Source organism: Microbacterium sp. SSM24 (genome assembly GCF_025989145.1).
Lineage (GTDB): Bacteria > Actinomycetota > Actinomycetes > Actinomycetales > Microbacteriaceae > Microbacterium.
This window is the reverse complement of the sequence record NZ_JAPDNQ010000001.1, coordinates 1,776,826-1,801,608: the sequence shown is the minus strand read 5'-3', so window position 1 is coordinate 1,801,608 and position 24,783 is coordinate 1,776,826. Positions and strand designations below refer to the sequence as shown.

The window sequence follows — 24,783 nt, the reverse complement described above, 5'->3', positions numbered from 1 at the left end:
ACCGCCCGGGCGGGTCGTCTCGACCCGTCGCAGAGTTGTTCCGGCGAAAGGCCGCCGCCGGATGCAGTCAGCGCCGCGGACCCAGAGCGACGCGGTTACGAGTACACCGCGAATGGCATCGAGGCAAGGGGGGAGGCGATGCATCCGCGCGGGCGCTTAATGAGACCCCACCGATCGCAGGATCGGAATCGCGGAAAGGAGCATTCATGTCGAACAGCTATGAGACGAGCTCGAACGGCTCGGGAACTCTCCCGGCCGACACATCGGGCAAGGTGGAGGCGGTGAAGCAGGAAGCCTCCGACCTGAAGGACACCGCCGAGGCGCAGGCGAAGGATGTCCTCGGAACGGCGAAAGAAGAAGCTGCGACGGTCGTCGGAGAGGCGAAGTCGCAGGGGAAGGATCTTCTCGCGCAGACGCAGCGCGAGCTGAAGGAGCAGGCAGACACGCAGCAGAAGCGCCTCGCGGGCGGACTGCGTTCGGTCGGTGACGAGCTCGGCGAAATGGCCAGGGCTTCCGATGGCAGAGGAGTCGCCGGCGACCTCGTCCAGCAGGCGTCGACGCGTCTGTCCGCCGCGGCATCCTGGTTGGGCGACCGCGATCCGGCCGCGGTGCTCACCGAGGTCAAGCGCTTCGCTCGCCGGAAGCCCGGCACGTTCATCCTGGCAGCGGCTGTCACCGGGATCGTGGTCGGCAGACTGACCCGGGCCCTGGCCGCGAACGCCGCCGACGACAGGGCGTCGACAGAAGCGCGTCCGACGTCGCCGGCCCCCGCGCCGGAGCTCCGGACGAGTCCCCCGGCGACGGTCATGCCGGTCTCCTCGCCGAGCAACGGAGAGGATGCGCCTCTCTACGCGCAGACGGCCTCCAGCACGGCAGGCCATCACGGAGAGGACGGCCACGATGACCGACACCACACCGTCTGAAGCCAAGGCCGCCTCGACGTCGCTGGGCGATCTGCTGGGGGAGGTGTCGCGTGACATCTCGACGCTGATGCGGCAGGAGGTCGCTCTCGCCAAGGCCGAGGTGAAGGACTCCGCGAGCAAGGCCGCGAAGGGGTCGGGGCTCGTGGGCGGCGCCGTGTACGGCGCTCTGATGGTGCTGTTCTTTCTGTCGCTCGGCCTCTGGTGGGCCCTGGGCACGCTGATGGGCGGCGGCTGGGCGGGCGTCGTGGTCGCTGTGATCTGGGGGATCGTCGCGGCGATCCTGTACGTCGCCGGCCGCGGCCAGTTCGAGAAGGTAAAGGGCGCTCCGCAGACGGTGGAGACCCTCGGAGAGATTCCGGAAACGCTGAAGAGAAACGAGGAGAACCGATGAGCGACTCACCCGATGAGATCCGCGCCGATATCGAGCGCACGAGGCGGGACCTGGGAATGGACGTCGACGCCCTCGCCGACAAGGTCTCCCCCTCGAAGGTCGTCGACCGCCAGATGAACAAAGTGCGCGGTGCCTTCGGCTCCGTGCGCGAGCGGGTCATGGGCGCGGTCGACGATGCGGAGTCATCGCTCGCCGACGCCGGGTCCCACGTCGGCGACGTCAAGGACCGGGCCGTCGCCAAGGCGGAGGGCAATCCCCTCGCCGTCGGGCTGATCGCCTTCGGTACCGGGCTGCTGCTCGCCTCGCTCATCCCCGCATCGACGAAGGAGAAGGACCTGGCCGAGAGCGTGAAGGATCACGCGCAGCCGTTGGTCGATCAGGTCTCCGACGTGGCGAAAGAGGTCGGCGAGCACCTGAAGGAACCCGCCCAGGCGGCGTTCGCGTCGGTGAAGGAATCGGCCCAGGAATCCGTGACCGCGGTGACCGATCAGGCGCATTCCGCCGCGGGCGAGGTCAAGGACCAGGCCCAGCACGCACGAGAGAACATCTCGGAGAGCTGACGTATCGGTGTCTTCGGGCGGGCCTCACCTCGGTGGGGCCCGCTCGACGTGGGCAGCCCACTCGGGAGCGCCACCCCGCGCTTTCGGTCCGCGGCATCCGATGCACAACGGATCCCGTCTCCTGTCAAGGGCAGGACGCATACCCTCGTCGACCCGCATCCTTGATCCGTACCGATCGAGGGAGACATCGATGACGTCGAAGATCGCAATCATCTGGAATCCGACGAAGACGGACAGGGAGAGTCTGCAGTCCGGGCTGACGGACGCGCTGGGTGAGGGCGGCGGTCCGCAAGTCACCTGGTGGGAGACCACCGCCGACGACCCCGGTCAGGGCGCTGCGAAGGATGCGCTGGCCTCCGGCGCGGACCTCATCATCGTCGCGGGCGGAGACGGCACCGTCCGCGCGGTCGCCGAGCATCTCGCCGACAACCCGTCCGATGCCGAGCTCGCGATCGTGCCGCTGGGCACCGGCAATCTGCTCGCCCGGAACCTCGACGTTCCGCTCGGCGACATCCCTGCGGCCATCGCACGGGCGCTCGAGGGCGATCCGCGGGCCATCGACGTCGGCTGGGTCGAGGTCGATCTCGATCGGGGGCTCGAGCGCCACGGCTTCGTCGTCATGGTCGGCTTCGGAATCGACGCGCACATGATCGCCGAGACGGATGATGCGCTGAAGGACAAGGCGGGCTGGCTCGCGTACGTCGAGTCGCTCGGCCGCGCCCTCGCTGCGAGCGAGATCGTTCCCTTCCGCATCACGAGCGACGGTCAGCCGGCGCGGGACGAGGAGGGCCACACCCTTCTCGTCGCGAACTGCGGCACGCTCCAGGGAGGTCTCACCCTGTTGCCCGACGCGGATCCCTCGGACGGCGAGCTGGACTACCTCGTGCTCAGCGCGGAAGGCGTGGCGCAATGGGCAGGAACCCTGAAGACGATGATCTGGGACAACGGTCTGAAGCGGCTGATCACCGACAAGGATGACCTCACGAGCACTGACGCGGTCGGCCACGGCCGCGCCAAGACGCTCGAGGTGTCCCTCCCCGAGGCGAGGGCATTCGAGATCGACGGCGAGGAGCTGGGTCTCACCCGAACGTTCACCGTGTCGATTCAGCCTTCGGCGATCCGGGTCCGCTGACGCACCCTCGCGGCGCCCCGCGTCGCCGATCATCGAATGTCAAGAGGGTGGGTGTTTCGGCGGAGGTGGACGTACGGTCCTCCCATGAAACATGTCACCTTCGCAGACAAGTCCCTCCTGATGGGTGACGCCGCTGCGGAAGCGCTGCTGGAGTATGCGCGTCTGATCGCGGACACCCACGGGGCGGATTCGGTGACGCTGAAGTCGATCAGCTCCGACGGCAACACCGTCGACGCGTCGTTCCTCTTGAACGCCAACACCGTGCTCTTGATCGAGTCGACCAACTCCGACGTCGTGGCGCCCGACAATCGCGCCGCCACGCAGGAGATGCAGGAGCGCATCGACGCGATCTCCCGGCCCGCGAGCGCTCAGCCCGAGGAGCCCTGGCCGGCCTCGGACTACGACTTTCCGGATCTGCTCTAGCCGGAGCTCAATGCGTCCTCTCGCCGACCCGGGCATCCTGCCGAGCGGTGATCGCGGTCACCCCCTCGGGAGGCTCCGCAACGGGGTAGAGCCCGGTGGGCGCGTTGGCGGTGTACATCAGCGCTTCGACCCACGCGCGATTGATCTCCGGATGCCTGCTGCCGTAGAACTTGTAGACCAGGGAGACGCGCGGGTGCACCCACACCATGGTGCGTCCGTTGCCGATGCTGGCCTCGTCCTTCCAGGTGAAGTGGAACCCCTCGCCGCGGCGCACCTTGGCTCCGATCACGATCTGAAGGTGCGCAAGCAGGCGGTCGTCGAAGTCGACCTTGACGGTCGAGTCGTAGATGAACTTCCCCACGATGGATCCTCTCGAACGGGATCAGCACCGGGGTCCTGGGGGCTGCAGCCGATTCTCGGCCGTTGTCATTCTCTTCGGGCGGGAGACCCGCCCGACATCAATCGATGATCCCACGCCCGGGGCGACGAAACGAGGGGTTGACGGGAGCCCGCGCGTGCGAACGGGGTCATGCGGCTACGGCGTGGTCACCGTGAAGCGGTTCTTGCCGCTGCGCTTCGAGTCGTACATCGCGGCGTCGGCGCTGGTGAGCAGCTGCGGGGCACTCGGGATGGGGTCGGTCCCGGGGCGGTAGACGGTGACTCCGACGCTCACCGATGCCGAGATGATGCCGTCGGGCGCCGTGATCGGCGTGCGGCAGGTCTCGAGCACGCGTTCGGCGACGTGCTCTGCGGCTTCGATGTCGGTGTTCGGACAGATGGCGACGAACTCGTCTCCGCCCATCCGGCCGACGACATCGGTGACGCGAAGACTGTCGCGCAATCTCGTGGCCAGCTCGACGAGGACGAGGTCGCCGACGGCATGCCCGAACGCGTCGTTGATGCTCTTGAAGTCGTCGATGTCGAGGAAGAGCACCGACAGCGGCTGCGCAGACGCGGCAGATGTCTTGACCACCTCGTCGATCGTCGACTGGAGCAGCTGACGATTGCCGACGCCGGTGAGCTGATCGTGGACGGCGAGAAAGGCGAGCCGGCGTTGCAGCCGCACGCGAACGAGAGTCTGGGATGCCTGCCGGCCGAGCGCCTGCTGGAGCTCGAGGTAGTGCTCGTCGAAGTCGGCGCGTCGGGCGAAGAAGCACACCAGCACGCCGAGACGCTCACCGTCCGCGATCAGGGGCGTGACGCTGAGCGAGGCCAGGCGCGTGTCGCGCATCGCGGCCGCCAGCTCGGGAAACTCCTGCTGATCATCCTCGGCGTGCACGACCGTCACCTCGGCGGTGTACCGCAGGGAGGGAACCGGGCTGATCTTCCCGGCGAGCGGATTGGTTCCGCCCATGAGCATGAGCTCCCCGTCCTCCTGCCAGAGAAGCACGGCCGTCTCGCGGGCCGCGAACGCATCGCCGGCGACCGCGGCGAACGACTGTGCGACCTCCTGGTCCGTCGCGGTGACCCCGAATGCGCTCGAGACATCCTGCAGGATGCGGACGCGCTGCTCGGAGGACTCCGCGAGGCGCTTCGCCTCCAGCAGGTCGCGCTCATGGCGCGCGCGCTCGGTGGCGTTGAACACCGCGATGCGGTCGATCCCCGTGGAGGTGTCACGCACGGAGTTGATGAGGACCGGCATCCGCCCGCCGTCGGCCTTCTGGAGTACGAGGGCGACTTCGTCCACCGCCCCGCGCAGGTGCAGCACCTGAGTATGGCGGGTGTCGAAGAACAGCCGGCTGCCCGGATCCAGCAGGGAGGCGAAGACACGCCCTTCAAGCTCTTCGAGTGTGAAGCCGGTCCACGAGAGGAAGGTCTCGTTCGCCGCGACGACCACGCCGTCGAAGGAGGTCGCCACCAGCCCGCAGGGGGCGCCGTCGAACCAGTCCCCCACCGCTTCACCGCTCACGTGAGGAACTGCCGGATCTCCGTGATGACCTCGTCTGCGGCGGACAGGATCGGCACGTGCCCCGTCGCCTGGAGCAGTCGCAGGCGACTGCCCGGAATCGCCTCATGGACGAATCGCCCGACCTCCGCGGGGGCGATCGCGTCCGCAGTGCACTGCAGGATGAGCGTGGGCACTGTCACCGCTCCGAGGTCGTCGCGATTGTCCGAGAGGAAGGTGACGCGCGCGAAGTCGCGCGCGATCTCCGGGTCGAACCGGCAGAAGCTCTCGGCGAGCTGCTCACCGAGCTCGGGACGGTCGGGCGTGCCCATGATCATCGGCGCCGTCGCGTGAGCCCACGCGGCGAAGTTCGCGTCGAGCGAGTCCAGGAGCGCATCGATGTCGGCACGCTCGAACCCGCCGCCGTAGCCTCCGTCGTTCGTGTACCGCGGCGACGGCCCGACCAGGATCAGCGCGCCGAAGCGCGCCGGTTCACGGTTCGAGGCCAGCACGCCGATCATCGCGCTCACCGAGTGCCCGACGAACACGACGTCGGTCGCGTCCAGCGCATCCAGGATCTCGAGCACGTCGGTCGCGTAGCCGTCGAGCGAGGCGTACTTGCCGCGGCGGTATGCGCCGCGGTCGGAGCCGCCTGCGCCGATGTAGTCGAACAGGACGACGCGATGGTCGCGCTCGAACTCGGGCGCGACGAGCCCCCACGTCTCCTGGCTGCATCCGAACCCGTGGGCGAACATGATCACGCGCCCCGCGGGGTCGCCAGAGACGCGCACATTGTTGCGCTGCAGAACGTCGGATGTCGCGACGCCAGTCATGGGTTCCCATCTCGGGCCGGGGGCTCCTCGAATGGTATGCGACCCGATCCGCTTCAGCACCATCGGCGGGCGCGGGGATGCCGGCCGCGACGTCGCCGCTCTATGCGCGACCCTGCAGGATCAGATGCCAGTACACCCACGGGAGCACGTACCGATCGAGCACGAACGAGAACCGCCGCTCGCGGTAGAGGGTCTTCCAGCCGGGAACGGTCGGCGCGAGGCGCAGGTCGCGATCGAACTCGGCGAACACCACGGTGTGACGGCTGACGGTGATGGGGCACACCGTGTACCCGTCGTACCGCGCGGCCGGCTGGTCGCCTGCGAGGACGGCGAGGAGGTTGCGGGTGAGGATCTTCGCCTGGGTGCGGATCGCGCCGCCCGAGCGCAGCGTGTCGACGGAGGCAGCATCCCCCAGCGCCCAGACGTTCGCGAAGCTCTGCGACCGCAGAGTGCTCGGATCGACCGCGACGAACCCGTGCGGGTCGTCGTCGTCGGCGAGCCCCGAGGCCGCGATCCAGTCGGGCGGCGACTGCGGTGGCGCCGCGTGCAGCAGGTCGTACGCGATCACCTCGGTCTCCGCGCCGCGCTCGACCACGATCTCGTTCCGCTCGGGACGGACTTCACGCAGGTCGGCGCCGAAACGGGTCTCGACTCCGTACTCGTCGAGCTTTCGCTGGAGTTCGTCGCTGATCGCGGGGACGGGGAACGCCGAGGGCTCGGGAGTGACGAAGACGACCCGGATGTCGCTGAGACGGCCGATCCGCCTCCACCAGTCGCAGGCCAGATACATCGGCTTCTGCGCGACGCCCGCCGCGGAGGCGGGTTCGGGCTGCTGGACGAAGATCACCGTGCCCGTCCGCAGATCCCGCAGTGCGGGCGATGCTTTCGCGGCCAGCTCGAATGTGTAGCTCGACACTCCGTCCGGACGCTGCATCGCCTCTGCCAGCCCGGGCACCGAGTCGTATCTGGTCTCGAGTCCGACGGCGACAACGAGATGCTCGTACTCGACCGCCTCACCGGACCCGAGCACGACCGTCTGAGCCGCTGGGTCGACCTCGACGACGCGGTCACGAATCCAGGCGACACCCCGGGGTGTGACGTCCGCCTGTCGTCGCACCGCCTGAGACGCGCGCACCAGACCCCCGGCGATGTGGGACTGGAAGGGCGCGAAGACGTGGTCATCGCGCGGCTCGACGACCGCGATGTCCGTCACGCCGCCCCGGCGGAGGCGCCCGGCGATCGACAGACCGCCGTTGCCGCCGCCGATGATGAGGATTCGATGATGCCGGGGGTGGGACTCCATCTCCCCAGTGCACACTCGCGGGTGGTGGGCGGCAAACGGGTTGACAACGGATCTTGCGCGGGGCCTCAAGCACCAGCGCGACCGCACGCCCGGAACGAACTCACCCGCACGGTATGAGGACGGGAAATCGCGGCAGCCCTATCTTGGGGTTCGACGCAGTACACCCACGTCGTGTGTGACCGTCACACCGACCGAACGAAAGACGGTGCAGACCATGACCGGCAGCATTTGGGACTTCCTCCTGTGGATCTTCTGGTTCTACGTCCTGTTCGCCTGCATCTGGATCTTCATCACGATCATCGTGGACCTGTTCCGCGACCACACGCTGAACGGTTGGGGCAAGGCCCTCTGGGTGATCTTCCTGGTCGTCCTGCCGTTCCTGGCCGCGCTGATCTATCTGATCGCCCGTGGTCGCGGCATGACCCAGCGCGAGCTGGAGCGCAGGGGCCAGGCGCAGAGCGAGGCCGACAGCTACATCCGCAGCGTCGCCGGAAGCTCCTCACCGTCCAGCGAGATCGAGTCGGCCAAGAAGCTCCTCGACTCCGGCGCCATCACGCAGGCGGAGTACGACGCCCTCAAGGCGAAGGCGCTCGCCTCGTAGGTCACGTCCGCGTGCTGCCGCCTGGCGACGGCAGTCACGAGACCGCGATGGCTCCGCGCGCACCAGCTCGCGGAGCCATCGCCGTTGGAAGCTGCCGGCCCGTCAAGGCAGATGCGGAACGTCGTCGATGACGTCCCGCGCACTCACGCGCCATCCACCCTGCCGTGGACCGTGTCCTGTCTCGCCGGACCGTCGTTCCAACTCGGCAGCGCCATATCGCTCGACGTGCTCCTGGCCCTACTGCAGGGCCATCGCCACTCGCCAGCGTTCGTCGGGCGAGACGAGGTGGTCGTGGTCGTCGACGCCGGCGTCGAGCTGCACCCAGGTGACCTTGCCGGTGAAGCGACTGGTGGCGCTGGTGTGGTCCTCGCTCACCGCTGTGCCGGAGTCGTAGCCGACGTCGCAGGTCTCGTCACCCGAGAACAGCATCGGGACGGTCGCCTCGACCCGTCCCTCGCCGACCTTGGTGCCGTCGACGTACAGCTCGCTCAGTCCGCCCTTGCCGAGTCCGCCGCCGTCATAGGTGAACTCCATCCGCACCTGATGCGTGCCCGACGGGACCGCCGACTCCGCGGTCGCGTAGAAGTGCTGGAGTCCGGCGAAGTTGTGACAGTACTTGAGCTTGCCTTCGTGAAGGTAGAGCGACCAGCCGGCGAACTCTCCGCCCTGTGCCACGATGACGCCCTCGGCTCCTCCGTCCGGAATCACGACCTCGGCGGTGACCGCGTGGGACTTGTTCTTCAGGTTGAGCACGGAGTTCTCGCTGAGTCGGTGCATCCCGCCGTACAGCATCTGCGTGTTGCCCTTGATCAGCACTGGGCGCCCGGCGAGGTCGGAGTTGAATCTTTCGATGCGCCGGTCATCCAGGGGCAGCACGTTGTACTTGACGGCTTCGATCAGCCACAGTCGTTGCAGCTCCGCCAGCTTCTCGGGCATTTCCGCGGCGAGATCGTGCGCCTGGGTCCAGTCGGTGCTGGTGTCATACAGCTCCCATACGTCGTCGTCGAGTGCGGGCTGGGTGGCGTTGAACGCCCACGGGTTGCTGTGGCGGGTGACCGCCGTCCAGCCCTTGTGGTAGATCCCCCGGTTGCAGAACATCTCGAAGTACTGCGTCTCACGCGCTTCAGGCGCCCCCGCATCATCGAACGAGTACGCCATGCTGACCCCGTGCAGCGGCATCTGCTGGATGCCGTTGACGAAAGCGGGCTCCGGAAGGCCGGCGACATCCAGCACCGTCGCGGCCACGTCGATGATGTGATGGAACTGCTGGCGCACCTCGCCCTTGGCCTTGATGCCTTCGGGCCAGCGCACGATCGTTCCGTTGCGGGTGCCGCCGAAGTGCGAGGCGACCTGCTTGGTCCATTGGAACGGTGCATCCATGGCGTGTGCCCAGCCGACCGCGTAGTGGTTGTACGCGGCGGGTGTGCCGAAGCCGTCGATCCGCTCCGCCATGAACTCCGTCGTCTCCATCGCAGCGGCGCCGTTGAGCGAGATCATCTCGTTGAACGTGCCGTTGGGCGTGCCCTCGGCGCTCGCGCCGTTGTCGCCGATCATCACGAAGACGAGGGTTTCGTCGAGGATCCCCTGGTCCTCCAGAGCGTCGATGACGCGACCGACCTGGAAGTCCGTGTGCTCCATGAACGCCGCGTACACCTCCATCTGGCGTGCGAGAACCGGCTTGAGGTCGTCCGGCACGTCCGCCCAGGCCTGGATCTCGTCATGCCGGGCGGTGAGCTCAGCGTCCGGCGGGATCACGCCGAGCTTCTTCTGGCGGCCGAGCGACTCCTCGCGAACCGCATCCCAGCCCTGATCGAACTGACCCTTGTACTTGTCGATGAAGTCCTTGGGGGCGTGGTGAGGAGCATGGGTCGCGCCGGGTGCGAAGTACATGAAGAACGGCTTGTCGGGCATCAGCGACTTCTGCTGACCGATCCAGGTGATCGCCTTGTCGGCGAGATCCTCCGTCAGGTGATAGCCCTCTTCGGGACTCTTCGGCGGGTCGATCGCGGTCGTTCCGTCGTACAGCGCGGGATAGTACTGGTTCGTTTCCGGGGCGACGAAGCCGTAGAAGTACTCGAAGCCGCTGCCGGTCGGCCAGCGGTCGAACGGCCCCATCGGGCTCGTCTCCCACACCGGCACTTCGTGACACTTGCCGATCTGCGCAGTGCTGTATCCGTTCAGTCTGAGCGTCTCGGCCAGCGGCGCCGCCGTGCCCGGACGGACCGAACTGTAGCCGGGCGCGGAGGTCGCGACATCCGTGATGCCGCCCATCCCCACCGCGTGGTGGTTGCGCCCGGTCAAGAGCGCCTGGCGGGACGGCGAGCACAGGGCCGTGGTGTGGAACCGGTTGAACTTCAGCCCCTCCGTCGCCAAGCGGTCGAATGTCGGCGTCTGGCACGGACCACCGAATGCACTCGCAGACCCGAACCCGGCATCGTCGATGAGAACGATCAGCACGTTCGGGGCACCGGCCGGCGGACGCAGCGGCGTGATCGGCGCGAACGCGGTATCCGGATCCTTCGCGTCGTACGTCGTCAGACCGGTGTGGAGCCGCTCGGGAATGGGCAACACAGATCGCTGCACATCGGGCGTGGCGGAAGCAGACATGAAACCCCCCGGGATCGCCGCGCACCCGTGTTGCAGGTGGCGGATCTGCCGAGCGTAACCCCGCCGACCTGACCCGCGTCTCACCCGAGGGAGATGATTCCCCCAAGAGCGGATGCACGCTCGTGGGCAGCGTGCCGTCTACGGACGAAGGTCCTGTCGACCGGCGGTCGCCAGGGCACCGGCCGGGACGGCGACGGTGCGTGGCCACGTCCAGGCGGAGCGCAGGATGAAGGCCAGGAGCAGCACCTCGATTCCGATGGAGAGGCCGTAGAAGAAGGTCCATTCCGCGGTCGCCCCTGCCGCGTTGAACAGCGAGTAGGGGATGTAGAGCGATGCGATGACGAGGTTCGCTGCGCGATTCGCCCGGGCGGGCAGGGTCATCGAGAGCATCACCATCAAAGCGGGGATCGCCACGGACGCGAGCATGACGGTCAACAGCGTCGAGCTCACCTCGAACCGCCAGACGAGGCCGTTCAGGATGCCGTCGACGACGCCCGGCTTGTAGAGATTGAAGAAGTCGACGTAGATGTAGAGGAACATGAAGCTGGTCCAGGCGGCGGCGAGCCGTGCCTGCACGGGGGCAGGCGTGGTGTCGAGCGGGTTCGAGGTCTTCGTTCGGATGGTCATCGGTTCGTCCTTCGAGTCGAGCGGTCCGTCCGCCGGCTGGCGGCAGGTCTGGGTGCGCATGCGCAGGGGTTGAGTCGTTCGTCCGGTCCTGTCGTCAGATGGTGACCACGACCTTTCCGCGGGTGTGGCCGGCGGCGATGTACCGCAGCGCGTCGGCTGCGTCATCGAGCGGGTAGGTGCGATCGATGGCGGGCGCGACCTTCCCGGTCGCGAGCAGGTCGACCAGGGTGAGGAGGTCCTGGTGCCTCTCGACCGACGCGAAGGGCCTCAGCCGCTGTCGGCTGAACACCGACAGCACGCGCGCCGCGATGATCCGGCCGAGCGGGCCGACCCAGCGACCTCCGCGTCCGCTGTTGGGGATCAGGATGCCGGTGGGCGTCACCGCCCGGCGGACGGCCGCCAGCGGCTGGGCTTCGACGTTGTCGAGGATGACGTCGTAGCGCTTCTCGGCGCGGGTGAAGTCCGTCCTCGTGTAGTCGACGACGTGGTCGGCACCGAGCGAGCGGACCAGCTCGATGTTGCGGGTGCTGCAGACCCCCGTCACCTCGGCGCCGAGCGCCTTGGCGATCTGCACCGCGAACGAGCCCACTCCGCCCGACGCGCCGACGACTAGCACCGTCTGCCCGGGTTGGACGTTCGCGATCCTGTCCAGCGCCTGCAACGCCGTCAGGGCGGACGTGGGCACCGCGGCCGCATCCACGACCGACACCTCCGCGGGCACCGGTGCGAGGTGGTCCGCCGGAACGCAGGCGTACTCGGCGAGCGTTCCCTCTGTGCTCCACCCGAACACCTCGTCGCCGGGGTGCACGGCGGTGACATCCGCGCCGACTGCCGCCACCACGCCGGCGAGATCTCTGCCCGGGATGCCGTGCCGCGGCCGGCGCAGCCCGAACACCAGACGCACCATGTACGGCACGCCGGTCATGACGAAGTAGTCGCCAGGATGCACCGAAGCCGCGCTCACCTGGACGAGCACCTCACCGCGGCCGGGCAGGGGGATCCCGACCTGGCAGGACTCGAGGACCGAGGGCGGGCCGTAGCGGTGATGGACGACCGCCCGCATCGTCGCCGCGCGCGCCTGACGCGCCCCGGGCCCCGGTCCCCCGGCATCCGTTCGCTGTTCGATTCCCACTGAAGCCTCCCCATGCTGAGCCGTGATCGACCGTTCGTACACTGTACGTCGTACGCTGTACTATGGCCGTACGCTGTACGATTGTCAAGCCGTTCGAGCGAGCGAGGAGAGTCGTGTCCGCGAGGGAACCACGCCAAGACGCGTCAGACGCGGGGCTGAGCAAGCAGCGGGTGGTCGCCGAGGCGGTTCGGCTCGCCGACCGCGAGGGGGTCGATGGTCTGAGCATGCGCCGGCTCGCCGGCACGCTCGGCGCAGGCGCGATGTCGCTCTACCACTACGTGGCGAGCAAGGACGAGCTGCTCGACGCCATGATCGACATCGTGTTCGACGAGATCGAACTCCCGCCCGAAGGCATCGACTGGCAGTCCGCGATGCGCCGGGAGGCGGCATCCACCCGACAGGTACTCGCACGCCACCCGTGGGCGATCGGCCTGATGGAGTCTCGGACAACGCCGGGGCCCGCCAACCTCCGCCACCGCGAGGCCGTCACCGCCTGTCTGCGAAAGGCCGGGTTCTCGGTCCTCACCGCGACGCACGCCAACTGGCTGCTCAACAGCTATGTCTACGGTTACGCGCTGCAGGCAGCCACCCTTCCGTTCGACACCGCCGACGAGCTCGCGGACATGACCGAAGACGTCTACCTTCCTCAGCTTCCGCCGGAGGAGTTCCCCTACCTCAACGAGTCCGCCGCGGCGCTCGTCGCCGCCGGCTACGACCCGACAGAGGAGTTCGCCTTCGGCCTCGACCTCGTCCTCTCCGCTCTCGAGCCCCTGAGGGACTCCGCGTAGCGACGGCTCGGTACGCCGTCACGCTCGTCGAGACACGCGTCCGCGCGTGGGACGTGGCCCTCCGCCGCCCCGGCAGGAGCGTGCCGCGACGGCTTCGCCCATCGACGACGCCTGTCGGCGGGCGTACCCTGACGCTCATCAGTCCGGGAGGAGATGTGAAGAAGCAACGAGCTCCGCGCCCGATCAGCGACGACGAGCAGCTGGCGCGGTATGCGCACGTCCTGGGCAACGTGCCGGCGAGCGTCGCCGACAAGGCGTTCGCGGCTGCCTTCGCGCAGCTCTCTGAGCCACAGCGGCGCACGGTCCTCGACGAGCTGCGCTCGCAGCTGCCCGCCCCGACAGAAGCGACGGACGACATCGACCCGGAGTCGTTCGCCGTGAACATGCGCGACCTCCATTGGCGGAGCGCTCTGGCACGCATCGAGAGTGCCCACATCATCGCAGCGGAGTTCGTCCGGAGCCGCCCCATCGTCGACTACTTCAGAGTCGGTGCCGGCTCGGTGACGATGGACCACCAGCCGCCGTGGGTGCACGATCTGGCCGGCCACGAAACCGCCCCGCTCGACGGAGGAACGATGCACCACCGCCAGGGCATGAACCAGGGTGAATGGTATGTCTGAGGTCTCTCACGCAGGTCGGTGAGACCTCGACGCCCAGTCGGCGGCAGTCGCGCCGACGCACCCACGTGCCCCCAGCAACGACCTAACGAGCGAGGTCGGCGGCGACATCCGGGACGAAGGTGTCGTCGTCGCGAGGGGGGCGCTCGTAGTCACCGGCAGCGGGACGGTCGGGGATGGTGACCTTCTCCGGCTTGAGTCGCTTGTACGGGATGCTGTCGAGCAGATGACTGATCGCATTCAGGCGTGCCGCGCGCTTGTCGTCGCTCTCGATGGTCCACCAGGGCGACTCCGCGGTGTGCGTCGCTGCGAACATGTCGTCCTTCGCGCGGGAGTACTCCTCCCAGCGCAGGATGGACTCCAGGTCCATCGGCGACAGCTTCCAGCGGCGCAGGGGGTCCTCCAGGCGCGACGAGAAGCGGGACTGCTGCTCTTCGTCCGACACGGAGAACCAGTACTTGATGAGGATGATCCCGTCATCGATGAGCAGACGCTCCACCACCGGCACCTGCTCGAGGAAGAGACGGTACTTCTTCTCGGAGGTGTACCCCATCACCCGTTCCACGCCGGCACGGTTGTACCAGGAGCGATCCATCAGCACGATCTCGCCCGATGTGGGCAGGCGCTCGATGTACCGCTGGAAGTACCACTGACCGCGCTCCTTCTTCGAGGGCTTCGGGAGCGCGACGACGCGGGCGTGCCGCGGGTTCAGATACTGCATCACCCGCTTGATCGCGCCGCCCTTGCCGGCGGCGTCCCGCCCTTCGAAGATCACCAGCACGCGGGCCTTGTTGGCGATGAGCCACTGCTGCATGTCGACGAGCTCGGACTGCAGCCTCTCCAGCTCGGCCCGGTAGAGGCGCTTCTTCACGCGGGCGACGGACGACGGACCGGCGGTCTTCTCCTTCGCCATCAGTCCGCCCTGTTCTGAATCGCATTGGTTTCGCTCATGTCGCCCTCGGTTCCGGGTGTGTGATGGTCCCGTCCACAACTTAGGGATGGAGCGGTCGCGCGGGACCCGGGTTGACAACGGCCCGCGCTCCTGATGCCACAACGGTCGCGCTGCGTGAGACGGAGGGAATCGACCCCCGCGTCCGACTCCCGCAGCGGAATCACCGTTGAAACTGCCACGCGTGACGAATCCGCGGGCGCGCGGCGAGAAGTCGCCGCCCTGCCAGTCACTGACGGATGGGAGCGTTGGTTTCTGCCCAGTTCGCCAGCAGCTGCATCCGCTCGTGACTCGCCGATCCGGGCTCGGCCGAGAAGACGATCATCTGCAGGCCGCGATCGGATGCCAGATCCATGGCTTGGAAGGTGAGGTCGAGGTCGCCGACCACGGGGTGGTGGACGGCTTTGAGACCGGCGCGATGCTCGCGCACATCGTGGGCGCCCCAGAGCTTTCGGAACAGGTCGCTGCGGGTGGAGAGCTCGCCGACGAGGTCGCTGAGCTGCCGGTCATAGGGCGAACGGCCCGCCTCGGCGCGGAGGACGGCGACGATCTGGCGGGCCTGCGTCTCCCATGCCCGGTAGAAGGTCTGTGCGCGCGGCTCGAGGAAGATGAACCGAGCCGCGTTCGCGGGCTGCGTGGAGTCGTCGAGCATCTCGGAGAACAATGCGCGGCCGAGTCGGTTGGTGGCCACCGCGTCGAGGCGACCGTTCTGCACATAGACCGGCACGGTCGACATCGCGTCGATGGTCTGCCGCAGTCCCTCGGAGACGTGTGGCTTGCGGGCGGGGGTGCGGCGCTGCTGCGGGTGAGCGCCGGCGTTCGCGGCACGGATCAGGTCGTTCAGGTGTGCGTGCTCTGCGTCGTCGAGCTGAAGTGCCCGGCTGACGCCGTCGATGACGGCTTCGGACACCCCGGTGGCGATGCCGCGCTCGAGGCGTTTGTAGTACTCCGCGCTCATCCCCGCCACCAGCGCTACCTCCTCCCGGCGCAGTCCAGGCACCCGCCGACGCCCCCCGAAGTCGGGCAGGCCGACCTGCGCCGGCGTCAGTTTCGCGCGCCTCGTCGTGAGGAACTCGGTGATCGCGGAAGGGGATTCCATGTCATCGAAGCTACGCCCGTTCCCAGCGCGGAGAGGGTCCCTGCCGGTGCACCCATAGGTGGGGCCACGCTAACTCCGACGAACGAGCGTTGACTCGAAGCATCCGCCGCGAACACACCGGCTCCAGGCATCCGCTTCCCCCAACCGGATCCGACACCACCAGACACGAGGAACACATGAAGAACGCACATCTTGGAGGGCTCGAGGTCTCTCGCATCGGCCTCGGCGCGATGACCATGGCCGGCACCTACACGACCGGCGGCGCCCTCGACAACGACGAGTCCATCCGCACGATCCACCGCGCACTCGAGCTCGGGGTCACCCACATCGACACCGCCGAGATCTACGGCCCCTACCTCAGCGAGGAGATCGTCGGTCAGGCGATCCGAGGGCGCCGGGACCAGTTGAAGATCGCGACGAAGTTCGGGCTCGTCTCGCATTCGGGCGGCGGCCCCGGCGTCATCGACAGCAGCCCCGCCAACGTGAAGGCAGCCGTCGAGGGTTCGCTGCGGCGCCTCGGGACCGACCACATCGACCTCTACTACCAGCACCGTGTCGACCCGGACACTCCGATCGAGGAGACCGCCGGGGCCGTCGCTGAGCTGATCGCAGAAGGCAAGGTCCTGCACTTCGGCCTCTCCGAGGCATCCGCGCAGACCATTCGCCGCGCGCATGCCGTGCAGCCGGTGACGGCCCTGCAGACCGAGTACTCGCTGTGGACCAGGGACGTCGAGACCGACATCCTCCCTGTCCTGCGCGAGCTCGGCATCGGCTTCGTGCCGTACTCGCCGCTCGGCCACGGCCTGCTCACCGGGCAGATTCGCTCCGCAGCCGATATCCCCGACGACGACTGGCGCAAGACCAACCCCCGCTTCGTGGGTGAGAACTTCGCACGGAACCTGCGCCTCGTCGACGAAGGCCGCGCGATCGGCGACGAGATCGGAGCGACCCCCGCGCAGACCGCGCTCGCCTGGATCCTGACCCGAGGCGACGACATCGCGCCCATCCCCGGCACGCGTCGCGTCGTCCGCGTCGAGGAGAACACCGCCGCCGACGCCATCGAGCTCACCGCCGACCAGATCACCCGGCTGACGACCCTCGAGCCTGCCGCGGGCGAACGCCACGACGAAGCGAACATGGTCTCCATCGACACCTGACTTCCGAGCCGCCGCGTCAGCGATCGGCCCATAGATCAGTGGAGGGCGCCCCACGGGGCGCCCTCCACGTGGTCGCCCCGTTCAGGCGACGCCGAGAAGGCTGGTGACGAGCCGCACCGAGAGCGCCAGAACCGCGATCAGCCCGACGACCCCGAGCACGTTCTGCCACCACCCTTTCTCCACGGTGCGTCAAGCATGGAGTGTCCGACCGCGACGCACGCCGCCACAGCGAGCGGGCGGATACTGGTGTCGTGTCCACCAGTCCCGACAGCGCGCACACCAAGCCGCGACTGCTGTATGTCGAGGACGAGGTCGAGATCGCTGCGATCGGCCGCGAGGTCCTCTCCGACGAGTACGACGTCGATCACGCCGCGACCGCCGAAGATGCCCTGCGGTCCGCTCTCTCGCGCCGGTACGACGTGATGATCGTGGACCGCCGGCTCCCGGGGATGAACGGCGCCGAGCTGGTCGCCGCGATCCGCACTGCGCGCATCTCGACACCCGTGATCATGCTGACGGCACTGGGGGCGATCGACGACCGGGTGTCGGGTCTGGATGCCGGAGCCGACGACTATCTCGTGAAGCCCTTCGATTTCGCGGAGTTGCGCGCGCGGTTGCGCGCGCTACGACGCGGTCGCGGAGCCGGTGACCGCCGGATGATCGGCGACTGGCTGTTCACTCCCGCCACTCAGGCGCTCTACTCGCCGACGGAGACGCGCGTGGCGCTGACAGCATCCGAGAACGATCTGCTCGAACTGCTGAGCTCCAGTCCGGAGCATGTCTTCACGCGCGAAGAGATCCTCGACAGTGTCTTTCCGGGCGGGTCGCCCGCGACCGTCGACACCTACGTGCACTATCTCCGGCGCAAGACGACCCCGGAGATCATCGACACCGTGCGGTCGCGCGGATACCGGAGCGGGGTGCCGAGATGACGGACCGGAGGGATGCCGCGATCCAGGCCGACCGCGCGCGGGTGCAGCGCTCGGCCATGCGCACGGGGCTGTGGGTCGGTCTCGCCGCCGCGGCTGTCGTGGTGCTGCTGACGACCACCACCATCGCCGTGCTGGTGGCCTCGTCGCGCAGCGAAGAGCACCCGCCTCGCGACGAGCACGGACCGCGCGGGGACCGGATCATCGATCTCGACGACGCGATCCCCATCACGGTGCTCCTGGGCGTGATCGGCGTCGTCGCCCTGGGCTTCGTGGCGTGGTACCTCACCCGCCGCGCGGCGCAGCCGCTCGCGGAGGCGCTCGAGGTGCAGCGGAACTTCGTGGCGGATGCGAGTCACGAACTGCGCACACCGCTCACGACGCTCACCAGCAGGATCCAGCTCGCCGAGCATCGAGTGCGTCGCGGCGAAGACGTCGACGACGTGCTGCACGACATGCGCGGGGATGCCGCGGTGATGGATGCCGTGCTCACCGATCTGCTCGTCTCGGCCGAGTCCGCGGGCGCATCGGCCGTGGATGCCGACGCGGTCGTCGCCGTCGCCGAGGTCGCGCGCGAGGCCGCCGCCGTGCTGCAGCCTCGCGCCGCGGCGGCCGGTGTGACCATCGTGGTCGACGCGCCCGATCAGCTGCGGGCGGCGGCATCCCGCGTGCCGGTGCTTCGGGCGCTGACCGCTCTGCTCGACAACGCCGTGAGGTATGCGCCGCCGGGCAGCCAGGTGACGGTGACGGCGGTGGTGGCGGGCGGAGACGTCGCGATCCGCGTGACCGATGCCGGACCCGGGATCAGCGGCATCGACCCGTCGCGAATGTTCGACCGGTTCGCGCGCACCGACGTATCCGTCCGCCCCGGCGCGCCGCGCGGCTTCGGACTCGGGCTCGCGCTCGTCCGCGACGTCGCGATGCGCTTCGGCGGCTCCATCGCCGTGGAGCGCTCGGGACCGGAGGGCACCACCTTTCTGCTGGTGCTGCCGTCGCACCGCTGACTGGGCCTTCGGCACGCAGAGTCTATGAATCCGCCCAGGAGGGCGCATTCTTTGCCTCATCTTGGAGTGGCCGCGCGACCGTAGCGACATGACCGAGAATTCAGACGACGGCTCCCGCGCAGCGGCGCCCGGCGAGCCCGAGACCCCTCCTGCCGCTCCGGCGACTCCGCTCGCGGCGACGCCGACCGCGGCGACGGAACCGATCCCGCCCGCTCCCGACGGCGCGTCGGCCGGGGCCTCCCTTCCTGCCACGCCGGTTGCCTCCCCTGCTGCAGCGCCCGCAACCGCGCGGCGGCCGGGCTGGGTCGTGGCCGTCGTCGCGGCAGTGTCGGCGGTGCTCCTGCTGGGGCTCGGGTTCAGCGCCGGCTGGGCGGCAGCATCCGCCACGTCACTGGTCTCGTTCGACCGCGGCGGACCGGATCGAGGCGACGGCTTCGGCGGTCCCGGCGACGACGATCGCGGTGGCCCCTTCGGCCGCCACGGCGACGACGACGGGCAGTTCGACGACGACTCCGACGACGGACAGTCCGGCGACAGCGACGGCGGCTCCTGAGCCGCACACGACGATCAGGAGATGACGATGGCCACGCTCGCTCCCACGGCGGTGAACACCCGCCAGCTGCGCGATCCCGCTCATACCCGACGCCCACGCGCCGGGGCCTGGCACGCCGCGGCGGTCGCCGTCGTGTGGGCCACGAGTCTGTTCGTCCTGGCGCTATGGGTGTCGGGCGGAGGAGTCGACGCGGTGCTCGCGGGCGGGTCGGGAGCGCTCAGCTCGGTCGGCCGGCTCACCGGCCTCATCGCTTCGAATCTGCTGCTCCTTCAGGTTCTGCTGATGGCCCGCATCCCGGTGTTCGAACGGGGCTTCGGCCGCGACGCGCTCACGCGCACCCACCGGCTGACGGGGTTCTGGTCGTTCTGGCTCATGCTCGCCCACATCGTGCTGCTGATGTTCGGCTACGCCCTCGCCGCGGGGATCAATCCGCTCGTCCAGCTGTGGGAGTTCGTGTGGGACTACCCGGGCATGCTCCTCGCGACCGCCGGAACCAGCCTTCTCGTCGCGGTCACCGTCACCTCGATCCGTCGCGCGCGACGCCGTCTGCGCTACGAGTCGTGGCATCTGATCCACCTCTACGCGTACCTCGGCGTCGGCCTCGCGGTGCCGCATCAGCTGTGGGCGGGGGCCGACTTCACCGCATCGCCCGCCGCCACCGTGTACTGGTGGACGCTGTGGGCGGCAGCCGCAGCCGCCGTGCTCGCCTACCGCATCGCGATCCCGCTGATCCGGTCTCTGCGCGGAGGGCTGCGGGTGGTCTCGGCCGAGCCCGACGGCACCGCCGGCGTGACAGTCACGGTGCGAGGGGCGCATGCGGCCGGCATGCGGGCCCGCGGCGGGCAGTTCTTCGTCTGGCGCTTCCTCGACGGGCCGGGATGGACGCGCGGTCACCCGTTCTCGCTCTCCTCCGCGCCGGTCGGCGACCGGCTCACGATGTCGGCGCGGATCGTCGGCGACGGCACCGAGCGGCTCACGCACCTGCGGCCCGGCACCCGCGTGCTCCTCGAGGGTCCGTACGGGCATCTGACGGGTGCCGCCCGCACGGGGCGCAAGCTCCTGCTCATCGGCGCCGGCGCGGGCGTCGCACCGCTCGTGTCGCTGCTGGAGGCGGAGCCGTGGCGTCCCGGCGAGGCGACGCTGATCACGCGCGACACGCTCGCGGGAGCGGCCCTGCGCAGCGACGCGATCGCCCATCTCGTCCACGAGCGAGGGCTTCGTCACTACCCTCTGCCCGGACCGCGCGCGCAGGGCGGTGCGCCGTGGCTCCCGCACACGCATGCTGCATGGGGAGGCGCAGCCGCGCTGCGGCACCTCGCTCCGGATCTCGAGGATTACGACGCCTTCGTGTGCGGGCCGCCCGAATGGATGCGCGCGGTCGTCCGCGACCTCGAGCTCGCCGGGCTGTCCAAGGGGCGCCTCCACACCGAATCGTTCACCATCTGAGAGGAGACGCCATGAAGAGGATCATCTACGCGATCCTGGCCACCGTCAGCGGGCTCGTGCTGCTCTTCAGCTACCGCACGTCGCACATCGAGGCGGCGACGCCGCTCGCCCTCGACAGCTCTGCCGCGTCCTCGAGCGGCACGTCGAGCGAGACGTCGTCCGATGCCAGCGAGACGTCGGGCGCGGCATCCGACAGCGCGTCGGAGTCGTCGGGCGCGGTACCCGACTCGTCGACGACCCAGCAACCGGATGCCTCGGCCTCGACCGGTCTCACGGACGGCACCTATACCGGCGCCGCTGCGCAGACCCGGTTCGGCCCGGTGCAGGTGCAGGTGACCATCTCCGGCGGTGAGATCGCCGACGTCCAGGTGCCCGAGTACCCGTCGAGCAATCCGAAGGACCGACAGATCAACGAGCGGGCGCTACCCGTGCTGGTCTCCGAGACCATGTCGGCGCAGACCGCCGACATTCAGATGGTGTCGGGCGCGACCTACACGAGCGACGGTTACCTGCAGTCGCTGCAGAGCGCGCTCGACCAGGCCGGCGGATGAACGCGCCCGGGCGGCGCGTCGAGGTGTCCCACATCATGGGCACCGCCGTGAGCGTGCACGTGATCGGTCGTGCCGACGATCCCGTCGTCGATGCCGCGATCGAGGCCTGCTTCGACGAACTGTGTGAGGCCGACCGGGTGTTCTCGATGTATCGACCTGACTCGGACCTGCGGCGGGTGGCCGCGGGCGAACTCGCGGCAGCGGATGCGTCGACCGACCTCTCGCTCGTCGCGGCGGCGTGCGCCCAGGCCGAACTCGACACCGGCGGCCTGTTCAGCGCGCGGTTCTCGGGGTCGTACGATCCGACCGGATACGTGAAGGGCTGGTCGGTCGAGCGGGCTGCGCGGAGACACCTGGCTCCTCTGCTCGACTTGTCCGGGGTGATGGCGGTGGGCATCAACGCCGGCGGCGACCTGCAGCTGTTCACTTCTTCCGGCGCCTCGTGGACATGGGACGTCGGAATCGTCGATCCCGTCGATCGATCGCGAGTGCTCGCGACCGTGCCCGTGCGCAATGGCGCGGTGGCGACGTCCGGTCCGGCAGAGCGGGGCGCTCACGTCATCGACCCGCGAACTGCACTCCCTGCATCGGGCGTCATCTCTGCGACCCTGATCGCCGCCGGCCTTGCGCGGGCCGACGTGTGGGCGACCGCGGCGGTCGTCTCCGGCTTCGAGGATCTGAGCTGGATCGGCCGCGCCGGGCAGTCGACCGGGATGATCGTCGGCGACGACGGCCGGGTGAGGCGCTGGATCGACGGGGTCGAGGTGACGTCGCGTCTCGTGGGGGGTGAACCGATACCGGATCGAGCTACTGGGGCCTGACTCAGGAGTCCCGCCTGCAGATCACCCCGATGGTGTGATGGTCGCCCGGACCGCCGACCGTAGCGTGGATCGCGGAGCCCCGAAGGAGTGCTCACGAGTGAGGAGACGAAGATGACGGATGCTGCGCGATCGGTGATCGGAACCCCCCTGCCCCCTGCTCGAACCCTTCCGTTCCCACCGAAGCCGTCCGGCAGCTTCGCCGGCCGTACCCTGGCCGAGTCGACTTATTCGCCGCTCCCGACCGAACCGCACCTCGCGGAGGACGCCCCCAACGTTCTGGTCATCCTCATCGACGACGCAGGCCCCGCGCTTCCGGCACCGCTGGGCGGAAAGATCGAGACTCCGACGCTGGAGCGGATCCGGTCGGCCGGCATCGGGTACAACCGCTTCCACACGACGTCGATGTGCTCGCCGACCCGGGCGTCCCTGCTGACGGGCCGCAACCACCACCGCGTCGGGGCGGGGCAGATCGCCGAACTCGCGAACGACTGGGACGGGTACTCCGGCCACATCCCGAAGAGCAGCGCCACGATGGCGGAGGTCCTGCGCAACTACGGCTACTCCACCGCCGCGTGGGGCAAATGGCACAACACGCCCGCCGAGGAGACGACGAAAGCGGGACCGTACGACAACTGGCCCACCGGGAACGGGTTCGAGTACTTCTACGGATTCCTCGCGGGCGAAGCATCCCAATACGAACCGAACCTCGTGCGCAACACCACGAGCGTGCTGCCGCCGAAGTCTCCGGAAGAGGGATATCACCTCAGCGAAGACATCGCCGACGACGCGATCGCGTGGCTGCGCGACCACAAGGCCCTCTCCCCCGACAAGCCGTTCTTCATGTACTGGGCCACCGGCGCCATCCACGGCCCGCACCACATCATGAAGGAGTGGGCCGACAAGTACGCCGGCGCGTTCGACGACGGCTGGGACGTCTACCGGGAGGAGGCCTTGGCCGGCGCGAAGGCCGCAGGCTGGGTGCCGGAGGATGCCGAGCTCACGCCACGTCCGGAGTCCCTCCAGGGGTGGGACGAGATCCCCGACCATCAGAAGCCGTTCCAGGCCCGCCTCATGGAGGTGTGCGCCGGATTCGGCGAGCACGCCGACGTGCAGTCAGGACGCGTGGTGGACGAGCTGGAGCGCCTGGGGTATGGCGACAACACGATCATCGTCTACATCTGGGGCGACAACGGGTCCTCGGGCGAGGGCCAGAACGGCACGATCAGCGAGCTGCTCGCGCAGAACATGATCCCCACCACGATCGACCAGCACATCGCCGCGCTCGACGAGCTCGGTGGACTCGATGCCCTCGGAACCCCCGCGACCGACAACCAGTACCACGCCGCGTGGGCGTGGGCGGGCTCGACGCCGTACCAGGGCATGAAGCTCATGGCGTCGCACCTCGGGGGCACGCGCAACCCGATGTTCATCCAGTGGCCGGGCCGCATCGAGCACGACCCGGTGCCGCGCACGCAGTTCCACCACGTCATCGACCTCGCCCCGACGATCTACGAGATCCTCGGCATCGCGGCTCCCGAGAACGTCAACGGCATTCATCAGGATCCGATCGACGGCACGAGCTTCGCGTACTCGATCGACGACAAGTCCGCAGACGATCGCCACCGGGTGCAGTACTTCGAGGTCATGGCGAGCCGCTCGATCTACGAGGACGGCTGGATCGCCTCCACGACCGGTCCGCGCCTGCCGTGGGTTCCCGGTGCCCCTCCCGGGATCGCGACGTGGACGCCCGACGAGGACAGGTGGGAGCTCTACAACCTCGACGAGGACTGGAGCCAGGCCCGCGACCTCGCCGCGGAGCACCCCGACAAGCTCGCCGCGCTCAAAGAGCTCTTCGCGATCGAGGCTGCCAAGAACAAGGTCCTGCCGGTCGGCGCCGGACTATGGGTGCCGGTGTACCACCCCGAGCTCCGCATCAGCACGCCCTACACCGAGTGGGACTTCACCGGCGACACGACCCGTGTGCCCGAATTCTGCGCCCCGGCACTCGGCAACAAGCCGAACACGGTGACGATCGAGGTCGAGGTCGGCGAGGCCGCCAACGGCGTGCTGTACAAGCTCGGCGGCGCCGGGGGCGGCCTGACACTGTTCCTCGTGGACGGCGTACTCACCTACGAGTACAACCTTTTCCTCGTCCAGCGCACGACCGTCGCCGCCTCGGCTCCCCTGCCGGCAGGGACGCACACCATCGAAGTGGTCACGTCGTACGTCGAGCCGCGACCGGGCGGCCCGCTCAACGTGGCGCTGCGCGTCGACGGGACGGATGCCGCCACGGGCGTCGTTCCGGTGAGCGCGCCGCTGCTGTTCTCGGCGAACGACTGCCTCGACGTCGGCCGTGCGTACGGGGGCCCGGTGTCGCGTGCGTACGCCGACCGGATGCCGTTCGCCTTCGAGGGAACGATCGACCGGTTCCACGTCGCCTACACGAAGTGAC

Annotated in this window: 25 protein-coding genes; 16 read left to right on the top strand and 9 right to left on the bottom strand. The window is 68.6% G+C overall.

All coding sequences use genetic code 11. The features are described from left to right. Positions 1-206 precede the first annotated feature (206 nt). From OL358_RS08285 to OL358_RS08265, 5 genes are all read left to right on the top strand, one after another. Positions 207-923, top strand: coding sequence for a hypothetical protein (locus OL358_RS08285; RefSeq protein ID WP_264709499.1), 717 nt, complete (start codon positions 207-209; stop codon positions 921-923). Further along, complete coding sequence (locus OL358_RS08280; RefSeq protein ID WP_264709498.1) at positions 901-1,314, top strand: phage holin family protein; 414 nt, start codon at positions 901-903, stop codon at positions 1,312-1,314. The genes OL358_RS08285 and OL358_RS08280 overlap by 23 nt, the downstream gene beginning before the upstream one ends. Next, positions 1,311-1,874 (top strand): DUF3618 domain-containing protein, encoded by a 564-nt coding sequence (locus tag OL358_RS08275; protein ID WP_264709497.1) that lies wholly within the window; start codon positions 1,311-1,313, stop codon positions 1,872-1,874. The genes OL358_RS08280 and OL358_RS08275 overlap by 4 nt, the downstream gene beginning before the upstream one ends. 190 nt (positions 1,875-2,064) lie before the next feature. Continuing rightward, positions 2,065-3,006: a diacylglycerol/lipid kinase family protein gene (locus OL358_RS08270; protein WP_264709496.1), complete on the top strand. Its 942-nt coding sequence runs from the start codon at positions 2,065-2,067 to the stop codon at positions 3,004-3,006. 84 nt (positions 3,007-3,090) lie between these two features. Beyond that, positions 3,091-3,429, top strand: a complete 339-nt coding sequence (locus OL358_RS08265) for a hypothetical protein (protein ID WP_264709495.1) — start codon at positions 3,091-3,093, stop codon at positions 3,427-3,429. Positions 3,430-3,436: 7 nt separating this feature from the next. Here the strand turns inward: OL358_RS08265 and OL358_RS08260 are convergent, their stop codons facing one another. From OL358_RS08260 to OL358_RS08245, 4 genes are all read right to left on the bottom strand, one after another. Continuing rightward, a complete protein-coding gene (locus OL358_RS08260; RefSeq protein ID WP_264709494.1) occupies positions 3,437-3,790 on the bottom strand; it encodes an ATP-dependent DNA ligase in 354 nt (117 codons plus the stop codon). A 174-nt stretch (positions 3,791-3,964) separates the two neighbouring features. Then, on the bottom strand, positions 3,965-5,338 hold the full coding sequence (locus tag OL358_RS08255; protein ID WP_264709493.1) for a diguanylate cyclase: 1,374 nt from the start codon (positions 5,336-5,338) through the stop codon (positions 3,965-3,967). Next, a complete protein-coding gene (locus OL358_RS08250) occupies positions 5,335-6,147 on the bottom strand; it encodes an alpha/beta fold hydrolase (protein ID WP_264709492.1) in 813 nt (270 codons plus the stop codon). The genes OL358_RS08255 and OL358_RS08250 overlap by 4 nt, the downstream gene beginning before the upstream one ends. 100 nt (positions 6,148-6,247) lie before the next feature. Then, positions 6,248-7,450, bottom strand: coding sequence for an NAD(P)/FAD-dependent oxidoreductase (locus OL358_RS08245; RefSeq protein WP_264709491.1), 1,203 nt, complete (start codon positions 7,448-7,450; stop codon positions 6,248-6,250). A 214-nt stretch (positions 7,451-7,664) separates the two neighbouring features. On the opposite strand from OL358_RS08245, the gene OL358_RS08240 reads away from it, so the two are divergent. Continuing rightward, complete coding sequence (locus tag OL358_RS08240) at positions 7,665-8,051, top strand: SHOCT domain-containing protein (protein ID WP_264709490.1); 387 nt, start codon at positions 7,665-7,667, stop codon at positions 8,049-8,051. A 237-nt stretch (positions 8,052-8,288) separates the two neighbouring features. Here the strand turns inward: OL358_RS08240 and OL358_RS08235 are convergent, their stop codons facing one another. From OL358_RS08235 to OL358_RS08225, 3 genes are all read right to left on the bottom strand, one after another. Beyond that, a complete protein-coding gene (locus OL358_RS08235; protein ID WP_264709489.1) occupies positions 8,289-10,658 on the bottom strand; it encodes an arylsulfatase in 2,370 nt (789 codons plus the stop codon). Positions 10,659-10,796: 138 nt separating this feature from the next. After that, entirely contained in the window at positions 10,797-11,285 is a 489-nt protein-coding gene (locus OL358_RS08230) for a DUF6326 family protein (protein WP_264709488.1), read from the bottom strand. A 94-nt stretch (positions 11,286-11,379) separates the two neighbouring features. Further along, on the bottom strand, positions 11,380-12,417 hold the full coding sequence (locus tag OL358_RS08225; protein WP_264709487.1) for an NAD(P)-dependent alcohol dehydrogenase: 1,038 nt from the start codon (positions 12,415-12,417) through the stop codon (positions 11,380-11,382). A gap of 113 nt (positions 12,418-12,530) precedes the next feature. On the opposite strand from OL358_RS08225, the gene OL358_RS08220 reads away from it, so the two are divergent. Both OL358_RS08220 and OL358_RS08215 read left to right on the top strand, forming a co-directional pair. Further along, positions 12,531-13,205, top strand: a complete 675-nt coding sequence (locus OL358_RS08220) for a TetR/AcrR family transcriptional regulator (protein ID WP_264709486.1) — start codon at positions 12,531-12,533, stop codon at positions 13,203-13,205. 155 nt (positions 13,206-13,360) lie between these two features. Further along, positions 13,361-13,825: a hypothetical protein gene (locus OL358_RS08215; RefSeq protein WP_264709485.1), complete on the top strand. Its 465-nt coding sequence runs from the start codon at positions 13,361-13,363 to the stop codon at positions 13,823-13,825. A gap of 82 nt (positions 13,826-13,907) precedes the next feature. On the opposite strand, the gene ppk2 is transcribed toward OL358_RS08215, so the two are convergent. Beyond that, entirely contained in the window at positions 13,908-14,735 is an 828-nt protein-coding gene (gene ppk2 / locus OL358_RS08210; RefSeq protein ID WP_264709484.1) for a polyphosphate kinase 2, read from the bottom strand. Positions 14,736-15,000: 265 nt separating this feature from the next. Continuing rightward, positions 15,001-15,870, bottom strand: coding sequence for a helix-turn-helix transcriptional regulator (locus OL358_RS08205; RefSeq protein ID WP_264709483.1), 870 nt, complete (start codon positions 15,868-15,870; stop codon positions 15,001-15,003). Positions 15,871-16,046: 176 nt separating this feature from the next. Here OL358_RS08205 and OL358_RS08200 point away from each other — a divergent pair, with 176 nt between their 5' ends. The 8 genes from OL358_RS08200 (at position 16,047) to OL358_RS08165 (ending at position 24,782) form a co-directional block, all read left to right on the top strand. Beyond that, positions 16,047-17,027, top strand: a complete 981-nt coding sequence (locus OL358_RS08200; RefSeq protein ID WP_264709482.1) for an aldo/keto reductase — start codon at positions 16,047-16,049, stop codon at positions 17,025-17,027. A gap of 251 nt (positions 17,028-17,278) precedes the next feature. Next, positions 17,279-17,959: a response regulator transcription factor gene (locus tag OL358_RS08195; RefSeq protein ID WP_264709481.1), complete on the top strand. Its 681-nt coding sequence runs from the start codon at positions 17,279-17,281 to the stop codon at positions 17,957-17,959. Beyond that, positions 17,956-18,960, top strand: a complete 1,005-nt coding sequence (locus OL358_RS08190; RefSeq protein WP_264709480.1) for a sensor histidine kinase — start codon at positions 17,956-17,958, stop codon at positions 18,958-18,960. Before OL358_RS08195 ends, OL358_RS08190 begins: the two co-directional genes overlap by 4 nt. A gap of 88 nt (positions 18,961-19,048) precedes the next feature. After that, on the top strand, positions 19,049-19,513 hold the full coding sequence (locus tag OL358_RS08185; protein ID WP_264709479.1) for a hypothetical protein: 465 nt from the start codon (positions 19,049-19,051) through the stop codon (positions 19,511-19,513). Between the two features lie 21 nt (positions 19,514-19,534). Continuing rightward, complete coding sequence (locus OL358_RS08180; protein ID WP_264709478.1) at positions 19,535-20,959, top strand: ferredoxin reductase family protein; 1,425 nt, start codon at positions 19,535-19,537, stop codon at positions 20,957-20,959. A gap of 11 nt (positions 20,960-20,970) precedes the next feature. Continuing rightward, positions 20,971-21,510, top strand: coding sequence for an FMN-binding protein (locus OL358_RS08175; RefSeq protein ID WP_264709477.1), 540 nt, complete (start codon positions 20,971-20,973; stop codon positions 21,508-21,510). Next, positions 21,507-22,331 carry an FAD:protein FMN transferase gene (locus tag OL358_RS08170; protein ID WP_264709476.1) on the top strand — a complete coding sequence of 275 codons (825 nt, stop codon included), beginning with the start codon at positions 21,507-21,509 and terminating at the stop codon, positions 22,329-22,331. The genes OL358_RS08175 and OL358_RS08170 overlap by 4 nt, the downstream gene beginning before the upstream one ends. A 111-nt stretch (positions 22,332-22,442) precedes the next feature. Beyond that, a complete protein-coding gene (locus OL358_RS08165; protein ID WP_264709475.1) occupies positions 22,443-24,782 on the top strand; it encodes an arylsulfatase in 2,340 nt (779 codons plus the stop codon). Position 24,783 lies beyond the last annotated feature (1 nt).